Below are 21,795 nucleotides of genomic sequence, written 5' to 3' on the forward strand. Positions count from 1 at the left end.
TAATTCCCCCTGATATGATTGAAAAAAGCTAAAGTACCGCGGCAACGCCCAAGAAGACACAGGTAACCAGGAACAGGATCACCATGAACTTGGCCATCCACTTCCACCAGACACTGATGTTGACGTGCGCAATTGCCAATGCCCCCATTACGATTCCGGAAGTTGGCGTAATCAGGTTGATCCAGCCAGAAGCTGCTTGGTAAGCCGTGATAACCAGACTGCCGGAAACATGACAGAAGTGTCCCAGTGGTCCCATGATTCCCATCGTAGCGGCAGCCAAGCCGGAAGTTGATGGAATCAGGAATGACATTGGAATGTAGAAGATGTAGGTCAAAATGATGAAGGCACTGCGCGACAGGCCGCCCAGTCCGACTTCACCCCAATGCAAAACGGTCGCCGTAATCATACCATTGTTCATGATAACCTGAATCCCACGAGCAACGGCCACGATAATCGCAACGCTGAGCAGGTCGCCCATTCCCTTTAAGAAGGCGTCGATAAATTCGCTTTCCTTCATATGAGCGACAAACATAATTACTACCGACATAAAGATGAACAGCAGCGTAATTTCGTTAAAGTACCAAGTCCCCAAGGCTGGAATGTCTTTACCGATCAAAACGCCCAGGAACGGAATGCCATGCAGCCAGTTGGTAAACGTGTCAAAGGCCGTCCAATGCTTGTTCAGATCAGTCCATGGCACCAGCCCCATGATCATAATGACAAACGTGATCCCAAACAGCCACAGCACGCGTTTTTGCACCTTGGTTAAAGGCTGTGTGTCCTGCGTCTTTTCAGAAATGTCAAACCGTTTTTCGTCTTCAGCCCGCTGAGCGTAGACTAATGACTTGGTTGGATCTTTTTTGACCTGGTCGGCATAGTGCATCGTGTACCAAATGCCAAGCGCCGTGACGATCACCAGCAGGATCAGCCGTGGAATCAAGCCTTCACCTGGCGAGATCTTCAATGTAGCTGAGGCAACCCCAGTGGCAAATGGGTTGACCGTTGATGCCAGACACCCCAGCTGCGTGCCGACCAAAGCCACGGCAACCGCGACGATTGAGTCAAAGCCGCAGCCGATCATGACTGGAATCAGCAATGGGTAAAAGGCCAGCGTTTCTTCACCCATGCCATAGGTCGTACCCCCCAGAGCAAACAGGATCATCAAAATTGGAATCAATGTCCGTTCGCGTCCCTCATAACGACGAACAACGGCGGAAATCCCATTGTTTAAAGCCCCGGTTTTGTTAACGACGCCTAAGAACCCACCAATTACCAGGATGAACAGCGCGATCTGAATTGCCCCTTCAGTCTTGCTGTCACCAATCATCCCAATAACCATTGCCATGAAGACATCCCAGATACCTTGCGGGTGTGGCGAAACGGTATGGTAGGTATGAGCAATAATGTTGCCGGCTGAATCGGTAGCGTACTTACCGGCTGGAATAAACCAAGTTAAGACTGCCAAGACGACGATAATGAAGAATAAAATCGTAAACGCGGATGGCATCTTAAAACGGTGCTTTTTGGTTGGCTTTGCGTTTTCCAAAACGTTCCCTCCTTTAGCTGTTAAGACAACAAAATAATTGCAAAGTTGTTAGATTGCACAAATTAATTATATCAAATTCGTGAAAGCATTTACATAGCCAAAATAAAAAATGAGTAGCAATTTAAAACTGCTACTCATTTAAAGACTATTTGTCAATTAAATTATTCGATTTCGATGTGAGTGCCAGTGCCGGCTTCTGGTGCCAGCTTAGGCAGCGTCAGAACCAGAACCCCGTCGCTGTAGTGAGCAGAGGCCTTCTTTAAGTCAACTTCTGGCAGACGGAATGAACGGCTCATTTGACCATAGTTGCGTTCGCTGTGCAAAATATTGCCATCCTTGTCAGAAAGGTCGTCAAACGTGTCACGGCGGCCCGTGATCGTCAGGATGTTGTTCTCATAGTTGATGTGGATGTCCTTCTTGTCAAAGCCAGGCATGTCGACTTTAACGACATAGTTCTTATCAGTTTCTGCAATGTCGGTCTTCATGTGATCTGCCTTAGCGTTGAAGCCAGAGAAGAAATTGTCGTTCAGCAGATTGCGCATGCCCGCGCTCATTACGTCGTCAAACATGTTGTTATGACGTTGAATTTCATTAGCCATATCCAAAACTTCCTTTCCTAAAATAACTCATATCATTTGTACACTTTTATCTTAGTTTGTATATTAAAAAATACAACCCTTCACTTTGCGAAATTCGCTGCTCCTCGGCAAAATTCTTTGACCTTTGTTGACCTTGACGACTGAAATCCTACTCTCGTAAGGGCTTTCATCATTGGAACAATCGCGTTTAAACGTCTTGTCAAATAAAATATTTTTGTATCATATGATTTTTATTTCATTCGATAAGTCAGTATCATTCAAAAAAATACCGTTATCTGTCGCCAAACAAAGCCGGTAGATTGAGTTGGCCGCGATGCCTCGCTAACTTCCAGCTATGGTGATAGATTGGCCGCTTTGAATTGGCTGCGCTATGATATCTGCCCTGAATCATCGCACTGAGATCCTGCTTAGATTTGACTGGTTTGACTATGTTTGCCAAGCTGAACTGATCGAATCGCGATGATCGATTTACTGACTTGAGCCGAACGCGTAATTTGTATCAGCAAGGCAGAACCGGTCTGTCATCCGACGCGCCCAGCCTTATCCAGCATCATCGCTATCGGCATACGATTGAATGGCTTTCAAGACGCATAAAGGTCGCAACCCACGTTCTTTAAGCATCCACGATTGAATGGCTGTTAAAACGCATGAAAGCCGCGACCTACTTCTTTAAGCATCCACGATTGAATGGCTGTCAAGACGCATGAAGGCCGCAACCCACGTTCTTTAAGCATCCACGATTGAATGGCTTTCAAGACGCATAAAGGTCGCAACCCACGTTCTTTAAGTATCCACGATTGAATGGCTGTTAAAACGCATGAAAGCCGCGACCTACTTCTTTAAGCATCCACGATTGAATGGCTGTCAAGACGCATGAAAGCCGCGACCTACTTCTTTAAGCATCCACGATTGAATGGCTTTCAAGACGCATGAAAGCCGCAACCCACGTTCTTTAAGCATCCACGATTGAATGGCTGTCAAGACGCACGAAAGCCGCGACGATTGCCAGCATTGTCAGCCATCTTTGTGAAGCAATTCTGGCATTAATCAAGCTCCCTTTTGGATTTACCTACTTTGCGCTGATTTATGGCCAGAAGTAGGTAACTGCATACGCGGCCGGCTTAACTTTACCTACTTTCGGCGTCTTTTTCCGAAATAGTAGGTAAAAATGCATATTTTAGAGCTGATTGGGTCAGACCAACTTTGTGAACTACCTACTATTGGGGAATTTTCAACCAATAGTAGGTAATGTTAGGGATCCCTAACTCGATATACATTGATTTTTACCTACTTATACATCGTTTTTTTAAAAAAGTAGGTAACGTGATTTCGTCAGCTGGTATTATGCAGAACTTTTTGCATAATCGTGCCCAATCGATTCCAATCAACGCTCAGCAACGGTTTTTTCAGTGATCGTCTCACCAGATTCACTCGCAAAGTCAAGCAGTTTAATCATCCGGGGAGTTTTTTCCCTTTTCAATGCCTCCTTTTAAATTTACATAAACAATTTTACACTCCCAGTTTTCATCAAACTAATCCGCTAAACAGCGCATCATTAGCCCCAACATCAAAAATCCGTCAAACCAGTTTTGGCTTGACGGATTTTATTTATGCGGTAGCAGTCGCCGATTAAGTTGCTGCAATCTCAACCAGTTTATCAGCCATCGGATTTTATTTATGCGGTAACGGTCGTCGATTAAGCTGCTGCAATCTCAACCAGTTTATCAGCCATCGGATTTTATTTATGCGGTAATGGTCGCCGATTAAGCTGCTGCAATCTCAATCAATTTAGCAACCGCCATCTGACTTTATTTATGCGGTAACAGTCGCCGATTCAACTGCATTCAGCGCCTTTTTGATCTCATCGACACCAGTCAGCAGCTCATCTTGACTGGCAATCAATGGTGGCAAAAGACGCAGCGTATTGTCACGAGCCGAAAGCGCCAGCACATGCTGAGAATGGAGCTGAGCCAAGACCTGACTCACGGCAACGGCTTGATTAAGATGAATGCCGATCATTAAGCCCAGGCCGCTGATTGAATCAACCATGTCCATTGGCAGCAGCTCTTTTTCCATAGCTTGATGCATTACCGCGGCTTTTTGCTGAACCGCGCTCAAAAATTCTTGATCCAGCGTCTTTAATACCTGCTGAGCGGCCGCCATTGCCAGCGGATTGCCCGCAAACGTCGAACCGTGGCTGCCGGGACCAAAGTATTGACCAAGCTCTTTTTTGCCGACCATCGCGCCAACCGGAATTCCATTGGCCAGCCCCTTAGCAACCGTATAGATGTCTGGATCCAGGCCAAACTGTTCAAAAGCAAACAGCGAGCCGGTTCTGCCCATCCCAGTCTGCACCTCATCGATCAAAAGCAGCGCGCCAACCTCGTGACATTTGTCTTGAACGGCCTTTAGCCACTTGGCATCACCAGCAATCACGCCGCCTTCGCCCTGGACGACTTCCAGGATTACCCCAGCCAGATCCGGCTTGATCTCATCGATAGCCGCGAAGTCATTGTACTTGGCAAACCGCGCGCCGGGAACCAGGGGAAGAAAGCCTTCCTTAATACCCTCGTTGCCCGTTACCGTCAGCGAGCCAGCCGAACGTCCATGAAACGAGTGATCAAATGCCAGAAAATCAAGCCGGCCCGTTGCCTTGCGCGCCAGTTTCAATGCAGCTTCATTGGCCTCGGTACCGGAATTGGCAAAACTGACCAGCATGTCTTGATGAACGCCCAGCTGTGCCGCCACGCTTTCCTGCAGCGAGCTCTCATACAGATTGGATGTATGCCAGACCTGATGCAGCTGATGTTCAACGGCATCATTGAGCGCCTTGACGTTGTAGCCTAGTCCGCAGACACCGATGCCACTGGTCAAGTCGAGGTATTCATTGCCCTGTTCATCAAATAGATGGGCACCGGTTCCTTTTACGATTTCAAATGGGAAACGAGTATAGGTTGGAAATAAATGGCTCATTTAATCACTCCTTGGTAATAATCGTGCCGGGATTCTGCAGACAATTGGTGATGGCTACCTGCTCAACTCCCGCGGTGCAGGCAGCAAAGGCAGCTTTGATCTTTGGCTGCATTCCGCTGCTGATGATTTTTTCAGCGACCAGTTTTTGTGAAACCAGCTTCGTTAAGTGCGGAATCAAATGGTGCTGATTCAAAACGCCGGCTACGTCTGTCATCAGATAAAGTTTTTTAGCGCCTAACAGACTGGCTACGTCGGCCGCGGCCTGATCGGCATTGACATTAAGCCAATTACCAGCCGGCGTCATCGCTAATGGTGCCAAAACGCCGATATAGCTGTCCAATAGCGGCAAAAGCTTATCTTGATTAACGCTGACGACGGTGCCCACTTCGCCGTAGACGCTTTGATCCAAATACTTGCCCACCAGCATCTGATTGTCCGCCGCGTTCAAACCGACGACTGGCAGCTGATGATCGCTGAGTTTCTGCAGCAATAATGGCTGAGCCTGTCCCAACAGCACCAGTTTGGTCAGCGCCAGCGTCTGGGCATCGGTTACCCGCACGCCATCTTTTTTAACGACCGGCACCTGCAGCTGTTGGCAAAGCTTGGTAATCAAGGGACCGCCGCCATGCAGCAGCAGAATCTTTTTACCCTGCGTGCGCCAGACTGCCAGCTGTTCGAAAAAATCATCCGTTAGCTCGCTGATGGCTTGACCGCCGATTTTAATAATGATCAGATCTTTCATGAATGCCTCCTAGCTCCGGTACGAGGCATTGATCTGCACGTATTTATAGGTCAGATCGCATCCCCATGCCTGTCCCTTGCCAAAGCCATGATGCAGATTGACATCGATTTTGATCTGATCCTCAGCCAGTTTCTGCCGCAGCAGCCATTCGTCATATTCAACGCCATGACTGCTCAAGACGATGTTGATGCCATTAAGCTTGATGTCAACGCGATTGACGTCCAAATCGGCATCCGTTGCGCCAATTGCTCCCATGATCCGGCCCCAGTTGGCATCCTGACCAAACAAAGCGGCCTTGACCAGATTGGAGCCTACGATTGCCTTAGCGACGTGCTGAGCATCAAGATCATTAGCCGCGCCCTTGACATTGGCTTCAACCAGCTTAGTTGCCCCCTCGCCATCACGGGCAATCTCTTTGGCCAGCGCACTCAGCACTTGATGGTAGGCCTGGGCAAAGACTGGATAATCTGGGTGGTCCGGCGTCAATGATTCCTCATCCGCCATTGCCAGCCCATTTGCCATGGTAACGACCATATCATTAGTAGAGTTGTCGCCATCAACCGTGATCTGATTGAAAGTCGTGTCAACCTCCTCGCTTAACAAATCCTGCAGGCAGGCCCCGCTGATTTTGGCATCGGTCGTCACAAAGCCTAGCATGGTGGCCATCTTTGGGTGAATCATTCCCGAACCCTTGCAAAAGCCTGCCATCGTGCATTGATGACCCGCGATTTCAAACTTAACGGCAATCGTCTTGGTATGAGTATCCGTGGTCAGGACGGCTTCGGTAACTTTAGCCGACTTGGTTTGCTTCAGCTTGGCAATCCCGGCCTTGATCTTGTCCATTGGCAGCATTTCGCCGATTACCCCGGTTGAGGCCACGCCGATCAGATTTTGGCTGACACCCAGCTTTTTAGCCATCAGTGCCTGTTCTTTTAAAGCATCCAGCTTACCTTGAGGACCCGTGCAGGAATTGGCAATCGCACTGTTGACGATGATTCCCTGCAGCTGATGATCATGATTGATCGTTTCTTTGGTTAAGGCAGTTGGCGCCGCACAGAACTGGTTGGTCGTATAAACCCCCGCGGCACTGGCTGGTACTTTGGAAAACAGCCAGCCCAGATCTGGTTTTTCAGCCTTGAGTCCAGCATGCAGCCCATCACTGTAAAATCCCTTAGGCCAAGTAAAGGCAGTTTCGACAATTGAAGCAACGTTTGGCGTAGTTTGTGGTTCCATCATATTAAAGACATCCTTTCATTATGGCCAGCTGGGAATCATTGGCAATCCCAGCGTCTCGTCCAGTTCAAACATATGGTTCAGGTTTTGGACTGCTTGTCCCGCAGCCCCTTTCATCAGATTATCAATTACGGAAACGACCAGGATCGTGTGACTGTTGGGATCCAGTGCCCAGCCCAGGTCGCAGAAATTCGAATGACTGACTTCTTTGATGCTTGGCCAGCCGTTTTTAATCAGGCGGACAAATCGTCGCTTGCCGTAGCATTCTTCAAAGGCCGCGGTCAGTTTTTCTTCATCAACGCCCGGCAACGGCTTGGCATAAATCGAAGCCATAATGCCGCGCGTTACTGGAATCAGCGTCGTCGTAAACTGCAGAGCCTTGACGCCTGCATCCCATTGCTGCAGCTGCTGCAGAATCTCTGGGATGTGCTGGTGCTGATTGACCTTGTAAGGTTGCGAGTTTTCGTTGATCCAGGCAAAATGCGAGCTGGTCGTCAGTTTCTTGCCCGCGCCGGAAAGTCCCGACTTGGCATCAACGATAATCGAGTCCAGATCGATCAAATGTTTTTTGACCAGCGGCGCCAGCCCTAACAGCGTGGCCGTCGCGTAACAGCCGGGATTAGCAACATAGCCGGCATGCACGGCATTGAATTCAGCCAAGCCATATTGTGCTTTTGCCAGTTGATCAGCTGGAGCCGGATCCTTGTGGTACCACTTGGCATACTCTTTGGGATCCTTTAAGCGCATGTCGCCGGAAAGATCGATTACGGGAAAATCGGCGTCTAAATAAGGCTGAGCCAATTTGGCAGTGACTCCCGCCGGCGTGGCGAAAAACACCACGTCATTTGCGGCCATAATTTTTCGGGCGTCATAAGGCTCAATCATGATTCGTCGGTCACAGAAAGCCTCTACTTCATCATTTAAAAAGCGTGGTGCGGCAGTATCTTGATGACCATACAGGTGAATGTTTTCAACCGCTGGATGCTGACTGAGCAGCTGGTATAAAACCGTGCCGCTATAACCAGTCACTCCGATGATGGCTGCGTTCATAATCTGTGACCTCCTTGTTCGTGATTGCATAAAAAATTAATAAAATCATTGGTGATAATATAACCCATGAATTAGAATTCGACAACCTTTTATTGGTCATTTTCTTATATTCCTTGAATAATAATTATTAAATCCCCATTTAAGCGCTTTTAAAGAGAATATTATTTTAATAAATAAACAAGATTAACTATCTGACTACAAACTCCTCCCTTTAGATAATTGTATAATATTCTAAAAATATACCGTTGTATGCAAAAATAAAAATGGGTCCGATCCATCTAGATCAAACCCATTTTTAGATTTTTTACGGTCTTATTTTCACCGGCCTGTCAGAATGCCAATGATCAGCCGCCAGCTTTTTTCGCTGATGAACCGCTACTTTAAGCTGCCACGGTGATCAGCGGTTGCCAATCAACTAAGCCGCCTTTAACACGGTGCCGTTGACGATCAACCCCGCTGCCAATGATATGATTTATCAATCGGCTCGACCATATTTAACGTCATTTCAAGATTGTCTCGCCAACTCCATTATGATTGTTGTCGGCCTGTCGAAGGAGCGCTAACAGACAAAACCTTAGATATTGCCTCGCCAACTCCATTATGATTGTTGTCGGCCGTAACCTGGTCAGCAATCGCTCGCAGCTGCGGTACTGCGTTGCCCATTGCCACGCCAATTCCAGCTGCTTTTATCATTCCCAGATCATTTTGCTCATCACCAATTGCCATCGTCGCAGTCGGCTCAATCTTTAGCAGACCGGTCAGCTGTCTCAGTGCGGATTCCTTACTGGCTAAAGGATGCGTGAACTCCAGGTGGTCTTTTTGACTGCGCAGGACCGTAAAGCGCTGCTTAAAGTCTTTTGGCATGACAGTTTGCAGGTAATCCAGCTTGGCCGGTTCATCCAGGATCATGCCCTTGACCGGTATTAGATTTGGCAAAGCACGCATTTCTGCCAGCGTGCGCGTCTGCAGCTCAATCCCAACCGTTTCCGCTTCTTTTAAGATAACGCTGTTTTGATCGCCAGGCGTGACGTACATGCAAGCAGGCGTCAACAGACTGAACGCGGCTTGATTTTGGTGAGCAAATTCCAGCAGATCAAGATAGTCGCTAAACTGCAGCTGGTGACTCATCAACGTTTCTTGGGTCGTCGTCTGAATCAGCGAGCCATTATAGCTGATTACGTACTGGTCCGCTTGCTGCCAAAGTCCGAGCTGCTTAAGATAATCCGTCACTCCACAAAGCGGCCGACCGGTACACAGCACGATTTTTTGACCGGCTGCGGCTGCCCGTTGAACAGCTTGAATCGTCGCCGGCAGAATCTGGCCTTGATCGTTAAGCAGCGTGCCATCAATATCAACCGCGATTAGTTTTATCATTTTGATCCTTCCTTATTAACCAATATTTAAGCCCGATCAAAAGTACCGCCGGCTCGTATCAATCGCCGGCACGTTTCTTGATCAGTCATCGCCCTTAAACCAGCGCGACCAGATGCCACGGCGCTTAGGCTGCTGTTTCTTGCTTGCCAGCTGCTCCATTGCTTTTAGCATCATCTCATCGTGTTTTTCTTGGCGGGCAGCTTGTTTGGCAGACTGCTGGGCTTGAGCTTTAAGCAGCTGAGTAAGCTGATCTTGCTGATTTTCTTTTTGATGCAGCTGCTCATAGTAGCGTCTGATCAGCGGCTCGCCGACAAAATGGTCAAAGCGGTCGATGTCTAAGACCATGCCGTTGTCGTATTGATCAAGCGCTACGCCAGATTCGCGCGGAAACATATTATAGTAGTTGTCCAGCGTTTGATTGATGTTTTCATAGGTGCTGCCCTTGAGGTTGTTGAAAATTGCCTTCGAAACGCTGAATCGCTGGTCATCCCCTTCAGTAAACGCGACATGCTCAAAGTTGTCATCCTTGATCAGCATTTTCCAAGTCAGACGATTGCGATCAACCTTGTAGTCATAGTTTTGCCAGATGAGATCGGCCAATTCATCAGCCAGCCCAAACCGAGTCAGCAGCTCGTTTAACAGTTCTTTGGTCAGATACAGATAGTCCTGTACCAAGCGTTCTTCTTCCTGACCAGTCAGATCATTGAGTCGTTCGTTCAAATGCCAGGTCATCCAGCGATAGATATGGTCATTGACGCTGTTGACCAAAATATTGTAGTCATAGCGCTGCTGCTTGAGATCTTTCCAGCCCGCCTCAAACGAAAGGTAGTAGACCCGCTTGGTGATTTCTTCCAGGTTGTTGATGGTTCGATCACCGGCATTATGGTTCATGGCAAATACGTTGACGTTGTGAATGTCAGTCAGCGTGTTGGACCACTGCTTGATGGCGTTGGTTGCCACCTTGCTATGCAGAAAGTTTTCATTTAACTCGTCAATGATCATCGGCGAGACAAACCGCTTCGACTGCAGGTAGCTGCCCAAAAACTCAACAGCACGGTTGGTATGCGCGCCATTTCCTTGATTGATCTGGACATACTGAACGCTTGGCGAATCGTCTCCAATAAACGGCTTGAAATAATCGCGCACCAGCAGCGTCTTCCCCGTCGTCCCGCGGCCAATCAAAACCATGGAGACTGGTACCTGATCCGGACTCTTAGAGAAATTGGAATCCCGGTAAAGCGCGCGAATCTTCCAAATCAAGGGTGCCGTCATCAAATAGACAAACGCCGAGAGTGCCTGCTGACTTTCATCCTTGATTTTGTTATAGCGAAAACTCTTGATGATTTTGACAAAGTTCTCCACATCAGCTCTGGTTACCAAATCATCCGCCACCGTCAATGGATGATACAGTCCGTCTGCTTGATCCTGAACGATTATCTGATCACTTTGATATGACCACATTGGCCGTGGATAAAGCTCACTGGCATCAGCTTCTTCAGAATGGGGCTTTTTAAACGTCCGATAGACCAGCTGCTTGACGGTACTTTTGGCCTGTTCTTTGTTGCGCCGCCGATTACCCTTAACGGTATAGATCGTCGACACCGTCTGCACGACTTCCGGCTTGACCGCGTAACTGATCTGCTCGCGCTTAGCTTCATCGACTACCTGCTCAATATCTTTAGCATGTACTTGAATCGACTTATTATCCAGCTGCTCAAACGTTGCCTCAGTCAAGACGGCCGCAATCTCATCAACTGATTTGTCGTGCAGCTGGTTGATCAGCTTGCGGCTCAGATATTCCGTACTGTCCTGATTGAAGTTTTGCTCAAACAGCTGCTGGTGAGCCTGATAGATGGCTTGATCGGCCGCCACGCTTTTATCGCCGGTGTACAGCCACATCATTTCGTGATTGTCGTGCAATGCCTTGTCTGTCAGATTCATCGAGCCGTTAAAGATCGCAAACTGAGTCTCGTTTTCAAAGATAAAATACTTGCTGTGAAATAAATGATCCTTGGTAAAATGCAGCTGCAGCGTTTCATCCGTGATTCGCCGCAGAAATTCTTCACTGGCATTCTTGAGTTCTTTCGTGCGCCGTGAAAGATCAAAAAACTGATTCAGGTTCTGGCCCGTCTTTTGATCCTCCATTCCCAAGATCAGCTTAATCTGCTTAAAGCGCGGCAACAGCTCTTGTTCAATAATCTTAAACGAGCCGACAAACGATACGCCGCTTAAGATATCATAAGCCGTCGTCAGATCAAAGAATTCCGGCTGCGTCAGCATGGTTTGTTTTTTTAGGTCATAAATGGTTAGCATGGTTCCCTCATTAATAGTCGTTTTCTTAGATTGTACCAAAACTAAGCAAAGTTGGATCGATTTCATTTGGCAGCTGATATCTTAAGGCAACTTCTAAAAGCCCCAGCCTTCGCTAAATTCGTTTAGGCAGCTGCCTTTCCGCCACGAAAAAAAGCGACACGCAAAACGCGGCCGCTTCTTTTGGTAAGGAAATATGTTTATTGATTGAGATCGTTTTTTGGGAAATCAAATGATCAGGGATGATTTGGCATTGCCAAGCTGGATTTTAGTACCAGCCGTGGCTTTGCCAGAATTGTTGAGCAGCCGTCCAAGAACCGTAACGACTGGCAACGTAATTATCAGCCACGCGTTCTTGGTTGGCAGCTGAGTAGTCGCCATTCAGGTAAGAAGAACTCAGTTGGTACTTACCGTAGTATTGACCGTTTTGCGCGGTGTAGCTGCCACCAGATTCACGAGCAGCAATCCAAGCCTTAGCAGCGGCATCGCTACCAGAAGCAGTGGAAGTATACGTTGATTGCGTGCCTGAAGATGCTTGGCTGGCAGCTGATTGCGTTGTCGATTGCGCAGCAGCAGTCGTTTGAGCAGCTGGCTGAGTTTGAACTTGGGCGACCGTAGTCTGTTGACCATTTTGATCGCTGACTACGACTTCACCATCGTCCTTGATCGTCAGCTGTTGACCAACAAAGATCAGGTTCTTGTCGGCGATGTTGTTGTTTTGGGCAAGCTGGTCAACAAAGTCCAGGTTGTGACCCAACTTGTATGAAATGCTGGAAAGCGTGTCGCCGGCCTGTACCGTGTAGGTCGTGTCGGCGTTGGCCGTAGTTGCTGCTCCCACCGTGCCCAATGCAACGGCACCAGCAACGGCTGCGGTAATCTTCATAGCTTTCTTGTTAAAATTCATATTTGTTAAATCCATCCTTTTTCGTTTGTTTTGATCTTGCTTATTTATCAACGGTGACTACTATACAGGTTCAACGTTACACGTGGGTTAATCGCAAATATCAAATTCCGCTATTTTCGTAATGTTTCGTAATGTAAGCCGGTTTCATCAATTCTAAACGATTAGGGTTGAAAACGTCATCGTCAGCGCCCGGTTTTGTTTTCATCAATGTTTCAATCAAAAAGTTAGGCGTCCCTTAATCTGTAATAAAAAAGCCGTAAATTTGAAGATTTCAGCCCTCAAATTACGGTTTTTTCTTGAATTTTTGATTGATTTATTGCTTTTTAACTGCTGAATATTACTTGCCAGCTAGGGGGGTGACCTTATGGCTGAGTTCATCGATAAAATAAATTCTCAGTTTTTTGTTGACAAAAATTAATTAATCGTTATAGAATTATGAAAAATTAATTAATGACGCTGAAGAGATGAGTAGTTAAGCGGATGCCTTTAGAGAGACGGTGGCTGGTGAAAACCGTTGGCAAATGCTTAATGAAGATGGTCTCTGAGTCTTAGAAACGGTGAGCTTTTGGCAAGCCATTTCCGGTTAACGGTCGATATTCCGTTCTGGTCTCTCCTACTTGGAGGCACCAGCTGAGGATAAAGGAGCAATTCTTTATCAAATTAGGGTGGTAACGCGTATAACACGCCCCTAGCAGTGACGAGTGCATTGCTGGGGGCGTTTTTATTTTTAAGAAAAGAGGAATTCAAATGGTAGCACAAAACTTATCTGAATATACTATTGCTGTTTTAGGAGCCGGAGCGGTTGGTCGTTCCGTAGCTGCCGACTGTCAATTGGCTGGCAATCATGTCCGCCTGTTCGATTTACCAGAATTTGCCAAAGAGTCGTTAAAAGATATTGATAAAACCGGCATTGAGATTCAAGGCTTTGAATATAACCGCTATAACTTTAAGCGCAGCGGCATTGCCAAATTCGATCTCGTTTCCGATGATTTAAAAGAAGTCGTTGCCGGCGCACAGATTATTTTGGTCGCCGTTCCTTCAGTTGGCCACAACGCTTTCTTTGAACAGCTGGTACCACTCTTGGAAGATGGTCAGATCATCCATATCATCCCCGACAATTTCGGCAGTCTGCGTTTACGCAAGCAGCTGCGGGAAAAGCGTCCTGAACTCAACGTAATCATTGGCGGCTGGTCAAGTGCGCCATATGGTACGCGGATTGTCAAAGAAGCCGGCATTGACACTAAACGGGTATTCTTCCGGTACCGAGCAATCTCTTTGCGGGGAGCCGCCCTGCCTTCGACTGATCAAGACAAGTTCCTGGAAAGCACGCAGCATATTGGCTGTTTTGATTCGATTACGTTTGGTGATGGTCCAGTTGGCGGCAAGACGGTACTCGACATTGGCTTTAGCAACGTTAATCCAACCCTGCACTGCCCTGGTACCGTACTGGGCGCTGCCGTGATGGAAAATTACGGACGCGTTTTTGGCGGCAACGACAAGAGCGACTTTTCAATTTACTCTCATGTTTATACGGAATCAGTTTCTGAAGTTCAATATGCCTTTTATCAAGAAGAAATCAAACTGGCCGAAACGATTGGCGTCGATATTGCCCGTTATCCAAAAAAGACCTTCTTCTCACGCTCAAATATTTTAGGACCTGAATATATGGGTGATGGGGCCGAGGCGCCATTTGACGATCAGTTTCCAATGGCATTTGGTACCGGTCCATTTAGTATTCACGATCGCTACGTTACTGAAGATATTCCAGTCGGCTGCCATGTCTATCATGAACTGGGGCAGAAATTCGGCGTTGCAACGCCAGTGATTGACAGCATCATCACATTAGGATCCGCGATGGTTGGAACTGACTTTTACCAAACCGGCGTCACGCTTGATGAATTGGATATCGCGCATCTTAACAAAGACGAACTGCTGGATTACCTGATAAACGGCAACTTTAAGGAGAAGAACAATGGCTAATCCATATGGCTACATTAGCTCTAACAATCAGAATCAATCTGTCTCGCCCAGCGTCAGTCCCATTGCTGGCAACGCAATCGGCATCATCGCCGTCAATCTTGACTATCCCAAGCTCCCAGGCAATGTCGCCAATGCTACGACCTTTACCTTTCCAGTTGACTATGAGGTAATCGATCTTGAAATTGAACAACTCTTCGAAAATGATCCGGCGGCAATTGATGTGATCGTCAATGCAGCCAAAAGACTCGAAGCAAGAGGGGTTAAAGCAATCGTTGGCGCGTGCGGGTACTTTGCCAACTTCCAGCGTCAGGTTCAATCAAGCGTTCAGGTTCCAGTTATCCTCTCCAGTCTTGCGCAGCTGCCATTGATTTCTCTTAGTCTGCAAGCCAATCAAAAAATCGCCGTACTGGTCGCAGACATTAACGGTGCTGATCAAAAGCTTTTGAACAATGTCAACGCTGATGACCATAATGTAATTTTTGTCGATGTTGGCAGTCTACCCGAATTTCACGCGATTCGCTATGGACAAACCGTTCTTGATAATGGCGCACTGACTAAAGCATTAATGCAAAAAGCTCAGTCGGTAGTTGCCAATCATCCCGAAGTCGGTGCCATCTTATTGGAATGCAGTGATCTGCCGCCATATGCTGCGGCGATTCAAGCGGCAGCCAAGCGACCGGTCTTTGATTTCATTACGCTTATTAATTGGCTGCATCAGTCAGTTTGCCAAAAACCATATTCTGGATTTTTCTAATTTAAAAACAGAAAAGAGACATCTTGTTTGAACAGCAGGATGTCTCTTCTTTATTCAACAATATTTTACAGATTCAGCAGATTCGAATAAGCATCCTCCACTGCCAGTACGAGTATTTTTCACTGCCAGCTGTCATGAATTCAGTCGGCGACCATTTTTTCACCGCTAAGCAGCTGACTTTGTGAAGAAAATCGGGCTTAATCTGGCTGCGGACTCTAAGACTACCTACTATTCGCTGTTTTTTGGCCAATAGTAGGTAGCTGCATATTGAATCGCGCCAACTTTACCTACTTATGGCAGTTTTTTTCTAAATAGTAGGTAAAGATGTATATTTGAAGGCTGATTGGGTTAGACCGCCTTTGTGAATTACCTACTATTATGATATTTTCGATCAATAGTAGGTAATGTTAGGGACGCCTAACTCAATATACATCGATTTTTACCTACTTATACATCATTTTTTGCTAAAAGTAGGTAATGCGTTTTTCTTTGGGCGTTTTATGCAAGTTTTTTTGTATAAAAGTCGCATCTGGGACATCTATCATCATTAATGAGCTGATCGTCCATTACCGCAATCGATCGCACGACAATATCACAACCTCAGCCATGATGTTTTTGCGTGAGATACCGATACCTCCCGCCAACATCTTAATAGTTTCCAGGCCGCTAGTAAATCCGCCGACGTCTTAACGATTCCCACACTGCTAGTAAATCTGCCGACGTCTCAACGATTCCCACACCGCTAGTAAATCCGCCGACGTCTCAACGATTCCCAAGCCGCTAGTAAACGTGCCGGCCTATTCGCAACTCAAATGAGCCAACAAATCGCGCTCCTGCTGACGAACCACGCCCCGCTGCGCACGACGATCCTGATAGCCAGCCAGCAGATATTTGGTTTCATCATTATCAGCAATCAATTCATCGTAAACCAATCCTGCCCCTGCTGCCGGTACCACGTAGGTCAAAAAGCAGGTAAAGCCAACGAAACGCTCGCCTGTCATCAAGTGCTCGCCCAAAACCTTTACGAATACCTCAACTGATCGATGCCCCAGCCCAGTAACCACTGCTCTGACAATCATGGCATCCTGCAGGTGAAATGGCTTGACGAATTGAACGTGATCCATGGCGGCCGTGACCAAAGTAGCTCTAGCAACCCGCATTGCCGCGACTGAAGCCTCTGCATCCACGGCTTCCAGCAGGCGACCGCCAAACAGCGTCCCATGCTCATTCAAGTCACCATTCAAAATCCGATGCGTTGTTTCAATTCGTGTTTGTTGACAGTTGATTGCAGTCATCACAAATCCCTCTTCTCAATTTTATCTGCGTCTTATTCTAACACTACTAGAAATCACCCGCACAGCTGCTTTAATTTCCTGATAATATAACGAACCATTCATTCCGACTATCTAAACTGCCCTGCCAATTAAATCAAACCGTCCTATTTCTCTTGCTGGTGCAAAAAGGATGCAACACAAAAATACCCCCAAGGTTGTGTTGCCAACTTTGGGGATACGGGTCAATGGCAGAAAATCGCCATTGCTTTTCATTTTATCTAATTTAGTTAAGCTGATTTTTAGTACCAGCCATGAGTCTGCCAGAATTGTTGAGCAGCCGTCCATGAGCCGTAACGACTGGCAACGTAACTGTCAGCAACCTTTTCCTGGTTTTCAGCTGAGTAGTCGCCATTCAGGTAAGAAGAACTCAATTGGTACTTACCGTAGTATTGACCATTTTGTGCGGTGTAGCTGCCGCCAGATTCTTTGTTGGCAATCCAAGCCTTAGCAGCTGCTTCGTCGCCACTGACCGTCGAAGTGTAGGACGTGGTCGTAGCCGTAGTAGTCGTGTTGGTGCTGTAAGTGTTGGCACTGTAAGTAGTTGCTTGAACTTGCGCACTTTGTTGTTGCGCAGCTTGGGCCTGGGCAGCAGCTTGAGAAGCAGCGGCTTGGGATGCGGCAGCTTGAGAAGCAGCAGCGTCACTGGCAGCCTGAGCAGCGGCAGCATCACTGGCAGCTTGTTCTGCACTGGTATCAGCAGCCGTTGACTGAGCGGCACTGTCAGCAGATTGCGCCGTGCTGTCTTGTGCCGTAGCCGTGTTTTCAGCCGTAGCACTTGGCAACGTAGCAGCTTGTTCTGAAGTTGCTGAGGATACTTCGCCATCGTCAGCGATAACCAGTTTTTGACCAACATAGATCAGGTTCTTGTTAGCGATGTTATTCTTGGATGCCAATTGGTCTACAAAGTCTAAGTTGTGACCCAGCTTAGCGGAAATTCCAGACAGCGTGTCGCCGGACTGAACCGTGTAAACCGTGTCGGCATTGGCAGTGATTGCCGTGCCAACCGTGCCCAAAGCTACGGCACCAGCAACGGCAGCAGAGATTTTAACAGCTTTCTTTGAAATTTTCATAAAATAGATTCATCCTTTTTTATCTGTAGTTCAGGTTTTTTGCTCTTTATCTTTATCAACGGTGAATACTATAACCCCTCAGCTTTACCGTGCAATTACCGGAATATCTCAAAAATCGCGAATTCTGTAAAAACGTGTAATGTAATCCGCTTTCATCCATAAACTTAGGCTGACCTAAACTCGTTATAAATCGCATTATAATGGTCTTGCATGAATCTGTTTTCACTACAGCCGAAAAATAGCCGATTTTGTAATATTTCAGAGTAAAAAAATTTTTATTTTTCATAAAAAAAGGCCATAAATCCTAAAATTTAGGAATTTATGACCTTGTTTGTGACAATTTTGTAATCTTTAATCGGCATTTTCAGTGCCAAAATCGTTTATTTTCCATTGATCGACAAATCCAATTCCAGCCTAAAACTATTTTTGACAACCAAACAAGACAAACCTGGCATTGTTTTACGGTAACCACTTGCCCAGTAATGGCTTGGTTGACGATTCAGCCGTGCAAAATCCTTCTAAATCAAGCCCTAACCGACCGAGCCTTCCATTTGAAAGTCAATCAAACGATTCAATTCCACCGCGTATTCCATTGGCAGCTGCTTGGTGAACGGTTCAATAAAACCCATGACGATCATTTTGGTTGCTTCTTCTTCGCTCAGCCCACGCGACATTAAATAGTAGAGTTCTTCTTCAGAAACTTTAGATACCTTGGCCTCATGCTCCATCGTTACGTCCCCGACCGCGACTTTATTATATGGAATCGTATCTGAACTTGAATCGTCGTCCATGATAATCGTGTCACATTCAACATGCGAGCTTGAGCCGTGCGCGTTTTCATCCATCTTAACCTCGCCGCGATAGTCACAGATGCCGCCTGCCCGACACAGTGATTTGGAAATAATCGTTGAATGCGTGTGCGGCGCCTGATGAATCATGCGGGCACCGGTATCCTGATCAATCGGACCATTGGCAAACGCAATCGACAGCATGGTTCCCTTAGCTTCACGCCCCCGCAGATAGATGCTGGGGTACTTCATCGTGACCTTGGAGCCCAGATTACCGTCAACCCATTCCATCGTAGCCCCGGCTTCGGCTTCAGCACGCTTGGTTTCCAGGCTGTAGACGTTGCTGGACCAATTTTGAATCGTCGTATAGCGGCAAAAGGCATTGGGATGCACAAACACCTCAACCACGGCCGCATGCAGACTGTCTTCAGAATAGACCGGTGCCGTGCAGCCTTCGACATAGTTAACGCTTGCGCCATCCTCAACCACGATCAGCGTCCGCTCAAACTGCCCCGTATTTTCGGCATTGATTCTAAAAAAGCTCTGCAGCGGCGCGTCAGCATGCACGCCCTTTGGTACATAGATAAACGTGCCGCCCGACCAGACCGCTGTATTCAGTGCCGTGAAAATATTGTCATCGGGATGAACCAGCGTCGCGAAATACTGTTTGACGATTTCGGGATGTTTTTGAACGGCCGTATCCGTATCCATGAAAATGATTCCTTGGCGTGAAAGATCCCGCTTTAGATTGGCATAAACGACCTCTGATTCATACTGTGCCGTTGCTCCCGCCAGATATTTACGCTCGGCTTCGGGAACGCCCATCTTTTCAAAAGTCGTTTTCATTGCTTGGGGCACGTCATCCCAGCTGCGCGCCACGTGATCGGTTGGCCGTTGGAAATAGCGCAGCTCATCCAGATTCAGCTGACTCAGATCAGGTCCAAAAGTCGGCAGCTTCATTTGACGATATTGATGGTAGGCATCCAGACGAATCTTCAGCATCCAGTCCGGCTCATGCTTGCGGCGTGAGATTTCACGAACCGTTTCTTCCGTCAGCCCGACTCCAGTTGAAAAGATCGGCTTGACGTCATCATGAAAGCCAAACTGATAGTGCTGGCTGGCAAATTCATGAATTGCTGCCTTGTCTGCTGCCTGTTGGCTTGCTTGATCACTCATGCTTTTCCTCCAATCTTTGCGCCAGTTCATCAACCAGCTTTTCCCGCAGCTTTTGATCCGGGAACTGATTTAAAACCGGCAGTAAAAAGCCCCGCGTCAGCAGTACCTGCGCGTCATGCTCACTGAGGCCGCGCGATTCCAGATAATAGAGATCATCCGCGTCAACCTTGCCGATACTGGCAGCGTGCCCGGCATTAACGTCATTTTCTTCAATCAGCAGCACGGGATCCGCCTCGCCTTTGCACTCATCAGAAAGCGTCAGAATGCGGCTCTGCTGTTGCGAGTTGGCGCCATATGCCCCACGCTCGGTTTTGCCAACTGCATGAAAATTTAAAACAGCCTTATCCTTAGCCACGCCGTTTTGGACGATATTACCGACCGTATGCGGACCATGATTAAGAATCTGTGTCTGAACGTCTTGGACCTGCTGACCACTGGCAATCGTAACCATTTTGATCTCGGCTGCTCCGCCTTGACCATCCAGATTGGCATAAAAATCGGTCGTCAAATCATGCTCATCAAACAAGGCCAGATACATATTCAAAACTGAATGCTGTGCTTGATAGGCCCTGACTGCCTGATGATTCTGCACAGCCGAAAAGCGGTTGGACTGATAGTAGTCGACCCGCGCGCCATCGCCTAAAAGCAGTTCCGTGCCAAAATAAGCCGGCTGTCTGCCCGTGGCGGTTTGATGCTCGACAATGGCTGCCTGGGCACCGGCACCGACGATCACCAGATTATGATAGTTCGGCAATGAACAGTCAACGGTCAGTTCAATAGGTTCTTTGACGATCGTGCCATCTGGAATATAAATGAAGCGGCCGCCATTCAGCAAGGCCAGGTGCATGGCATTAAGCTGACTGTCCTGCCATGAGATCGCCTTTTCCATCAGATTTTCCTGCAGCAATTCAGGATAGGCATTGGCAGCGGTAAACAAAGGCAGATTAACCCAGCCAGTCGTGTGCAAGCCGGCAGCTTTAACCTGATCAGCATTTGTCTGCTCGCCAACTGATTGCTCTAGCTGGGCGAGACTGGGATTTGCCAGCCAGGCAGCCATGATTTTTTCCGCGGCTGGCGTGCTTTTGAACCGTTCTTGAAGCAAAACCGCCAATTGTCTTTTTTTCATCAGCCAGTCTGGTGCATTCACACAGCTGGCCATCACTTGACTTAAAAGTTGTTGATTCATTCGCTCACGCCATTTCTTCTGATCTGTTCGTACTTGGCATAGCCGTCTGCTTCCAGCTCGTCAGCCAGTTCCGGTCCCGCCGTCTTGACGATCTGACCATCCACCATGACGTGAATCTTGTCTGGCGTAACGTACTCCAGCAGCCGCTCATAATGAGTGATCAATAACGCACTGAACTTAGGCCCGCGCAGATGATTGATCCCTTTGGCTACGATTCGCAGCGCGTCAATATCCAGCCCCGAGTCGATCTCATCTAAAATCGCCAGTTTAGGCTGCAGCATCAGCATCTGCAATACTTCATTGCGCTTCTTCTCCCCACCGGAAAAGCCCACGTTTAAATACCGATCAGTAATATCAGCGGGCATTTCCAGCAGCGCCATGTTTTCTTGCAGGCGTTGAATAAACTGCAGCACTGGCAATGGATCATCTTCAGGACGCTGAGCATTGATTGCCGTGCGGATAAAATCAGCATTGTTGACTCCTTGAATCTCGGCCGGATACTGCATCCCCAAAAACATTCCCAGTCTGGCGCGTTCGTTGACTGGCAGACTCAAGACGTCCTGACCATCAAACTCTACCGTACCTTGCGTAACCTCATAGGCCGGATAGCCCATGATCGTTTCTGACAGCGTTGACTTTCCCGTGCCATTGGGACCCATGATGGCATGAATCTCACCGGTTGGCACCGTTAGATCAACGCCTTTTAAGATTTCTTCGCCGGTTTCTTTGATAATGGCATGCAGATGATTGATTTTTAATGTCATGATGGCCTCTTT

The 21,795-nt window shown here is 47.5% G+C and carries 16 protein-coding genes and 1 other annotated feature; of the genes, 2 read left to right on the plus strand and 14 right to left on the minus strand.

The features are described 5' to 3' along the window. Nucleotides 1–28: 28 nt before the first annotated feature. The 9 genes from ABC765_RS08715 to ABC765_RS08755 form a co-directional block, all read right to left on the minus strand. Nucleotides 29–1,507, minus strand: coding sequence for a YfcC family protein (locus ABC765_RS08715; RefSeq protein WP_347980944.1), 1,479 nt, complete (start codon nucleotides 1,505–1,507; stop codon nucleotides 29–31). Nucleotides 1,508–1,707: 200 nt separating this feature from the next. Continuing rightward, nucleotides 1,708–2,145: an Hsp20/alpha crystallin family protein gene (locus tag ABC765_RS08720; RefSeq protein ID WP_270628375.1), complete on the minus strand. Its 438-nt coding sequence runs from the start codon at nucleotides 2,143–2,145 to the stop codon at nucleotides 1,708–1,710. 1,812 nt (nucleotides 2,146–3,957) lie between these two features. Then, nucleotides 3,958–5,118 (minus strand): acetylornithine transaminase, encoded by a 1,161-nt coding sequence (locus tag ABC765_RS08725; protein ID WP_347980258.1) that lies wholly within the window; start codon nucleotides 5,116–5,118, stop codon nucleotides 3,958–3,960. A 4-nt stretch (nucleotides 5,119–5,122) separates the two neighbouring features. Further along, nucleotides 5,123–5,860: an acetylglutamate kinase gene (gene argB, locus ABC765_RS08730; RefSeq protein WP_128513018.1), complete on the minus strand. Its 738-nt coding sequence runs from the start codon at nucleotides 5,858–5,860 to the stop codon at nucleotides 5,123–5,125. Nucleotides 5,861–5,869: 9 nt separating this feature from the next. After that, the gene (gene argJ / locus ABC765_RS08735; protein WP_302145448.1) at nucleotides 5,870–7,096 is read right to left on the minus strand and encodes a bifunctional glutamate N-acetyltransferase/amino-acid acetyltransferase ArgJ; all 1,227 of its coding nucleotides are present in this window, start codon (nucleotides 7,094–7,096) and stop codon (nucleotides 5,870–5,872) included. Between the two features lie 18 nt (nucleotides 7,097–7,114). Then, nucleotides 7,115–8,143, minus strand: a complete 1,029-nt coding sequence (argC, locus tag ABC765_RS08740) for an N-acetyl-gamma-glutamyl-phosphate reductase (RefSeq protein ID WP_347980259.1) — start codon at nucleotides 8,141–8,143, stop codon at nucleotides 7,115–7,117. Nucleotides 8,144–8,671: 528 nt separating this feature from the next. After that, nucleotides 8,672–9,517 (minus strand): Cof-type HAD-IIB family hydrolase, encoded by an 846-nt coding sequence (locus tag ABC765_RS08745; RefSeq protein ID WP_347980260.1) that lies wholly within the window; start codon nucleotides 9,515–9,517, stop codon nucleotides 8,672–8,674. A gap of 81 nt (nucleotides 9,518–9,598) precedes the next feature. Beyond that, nucleotides 9,599–11,830 carry a phospholipase D family protein gene (locus tag ABC765_RS08750; RefSeq protein WP_347980261.1) on the minus strand — a complete coding sequence of 744 codons (2,232 nt, stop codon included), beginning with the start codon at nucleotides 11,828–11,830 and terminating at the stop codon, nucleotides 9,599–9,601. A gap of 265 nt (nucleotides 11,831–12,095) precedes the next feature. Next, entirely contained in the window at nucleotides 12,096–12,731 is a 636-nt protein-coding gene (locus ABC765_RS08755; protein WP_347980262.1) for a LysM domain-containing protein, read from the minus strand. A gap of 447 nt (nucleotides 12,732–13,178) precedes the next feature. Next, nucleotides 13,179–13,424: a binding site (T-box leader), on the plus strand. A gap of 54 nt (nucleotides 13,425–13,478) precedes the next feature. Here ABC765_RS08755 and ABC765_RS08760 point away from each other — a divergent pair. Together ABC765_RS08760 and ABC765_RS08765 are read left to right on the plus strand one after the other, a co-directional pair. Further along, the gene (locus ABC765_RS08760) at nucleotides 13,479–14,711 is read left to right on the plus strand and encodes an NAD/NADP octopine/nopaline dehydrogenase family protein (protein WP_347980263.1); all 1,233 of its coding nucleotides are present in this window, start codon (nucleotides 13,479–13,481) and stop codon (nucleotides 14,709–14,711) included. Then, nucleotides 14,704–15,465: an aspartate/glutamate racemase family protein gene (locus tag ABC765_RS08765; protein WP_347980264.1), complete on the plus strand. Its 762-nt coding sequence runs from the start codon at nucleotides 14,704–14,706 to the stop codon at nucleotides 15,463–15,465. The genes ABC765_RS08760 and ABC765_RS08765 overlap by 8 nt, the downstream gene beginning before the upstream one ends. A 797-nt stretch (nucleotides 15,466–16,262) precedes the next feature. On the opposite strand, the gene ABC765_RS08770 is transcribed toward ABC765_RS08765, so the two are convergent. The 5 genes from ABC765_RS08770 to sufC all read right to left on the minus strand — a co-directional run bounded on the left by ABC765_RS08770 (nucleotide 16,263) and on the right by sufC (nucleotide 21,786). Further along, nucleotides 16,263–16,760: an acyl-CoA thioesterase gene (locus tag ABC765_RS08770; RefSeq protein WP_347980265.1), complete on the minus strand. Its 498-nt coding sequence runs from the start codon at nucleotides 16,758–16,760 to the stop codon at nucleotides 16,263–16,265. A gap of 278 nt (nucleotides 16,761–17,038) precedes the next feature. Then, entirely contained in the window at nucleotides 17,039–17,869 is an 831-nt protein-coding gene (locus ABC765_RS08775; protein ID WP_347980266.1) for a LysM domain-containing protein, read from the minus strand. A 530-nt stretch (nucleotides 17,870–18,399) separates the two neighbouring features. Continuing rightward, entirely contained in the window at nucleotides 18,400–19,833 is a 1,434-nt protein-coding gene (gene sufB, locus ABC765_RS08780; protein WP_347980267.1) for a Fe-S cluster assembly protein SufB, read from the minus strand. Further along, nucleotides 19,826–21,019 (minus strand): SufD family Fe-S cluster assembly protein, encoded by a 1,194-nt coding sequence (locus ABC765_RS08785; RefSeq protein ID WP_347980268.1) that lies wholly within the window; start codon nucleotides 21,017–21,019, stop codon nucleotides 19,826–19,828. The genes sufB and ABC765_RS08785 overlap by 8 nt, the downstream gene beginning before the upstream one ends. Then, nucleotides 21,016–21,786 (minus strand): Fe-S cluster assembly ATPase SufC, encoded by a 771-nt coding sequence (gene sufC, locus ABC765_RS08790; protein WP_347980945.1) that lies wholly within the window; start codon nucleotides 21,784–21,786, stop codon nucleotides 21,016–21,018. Before sufC ends, ABC765_RS08785 begins: the two co-directional genes overlap by 4 nt. Between the last annotated feature and the right edge of the window lie 9 nt (nucleotides 21,787–21,795).

It is taken from the genome of Limosilactobacillus sp. WILCCON 0051 (genome assembly GCF_039955095.1).
Classification (GTDB): Bacteria; Bacillota; Bacilli; order Lactobacillales; family Lactobacillaceae; genus Limosilactobacillus; species Limosilactobacillus allomucosae.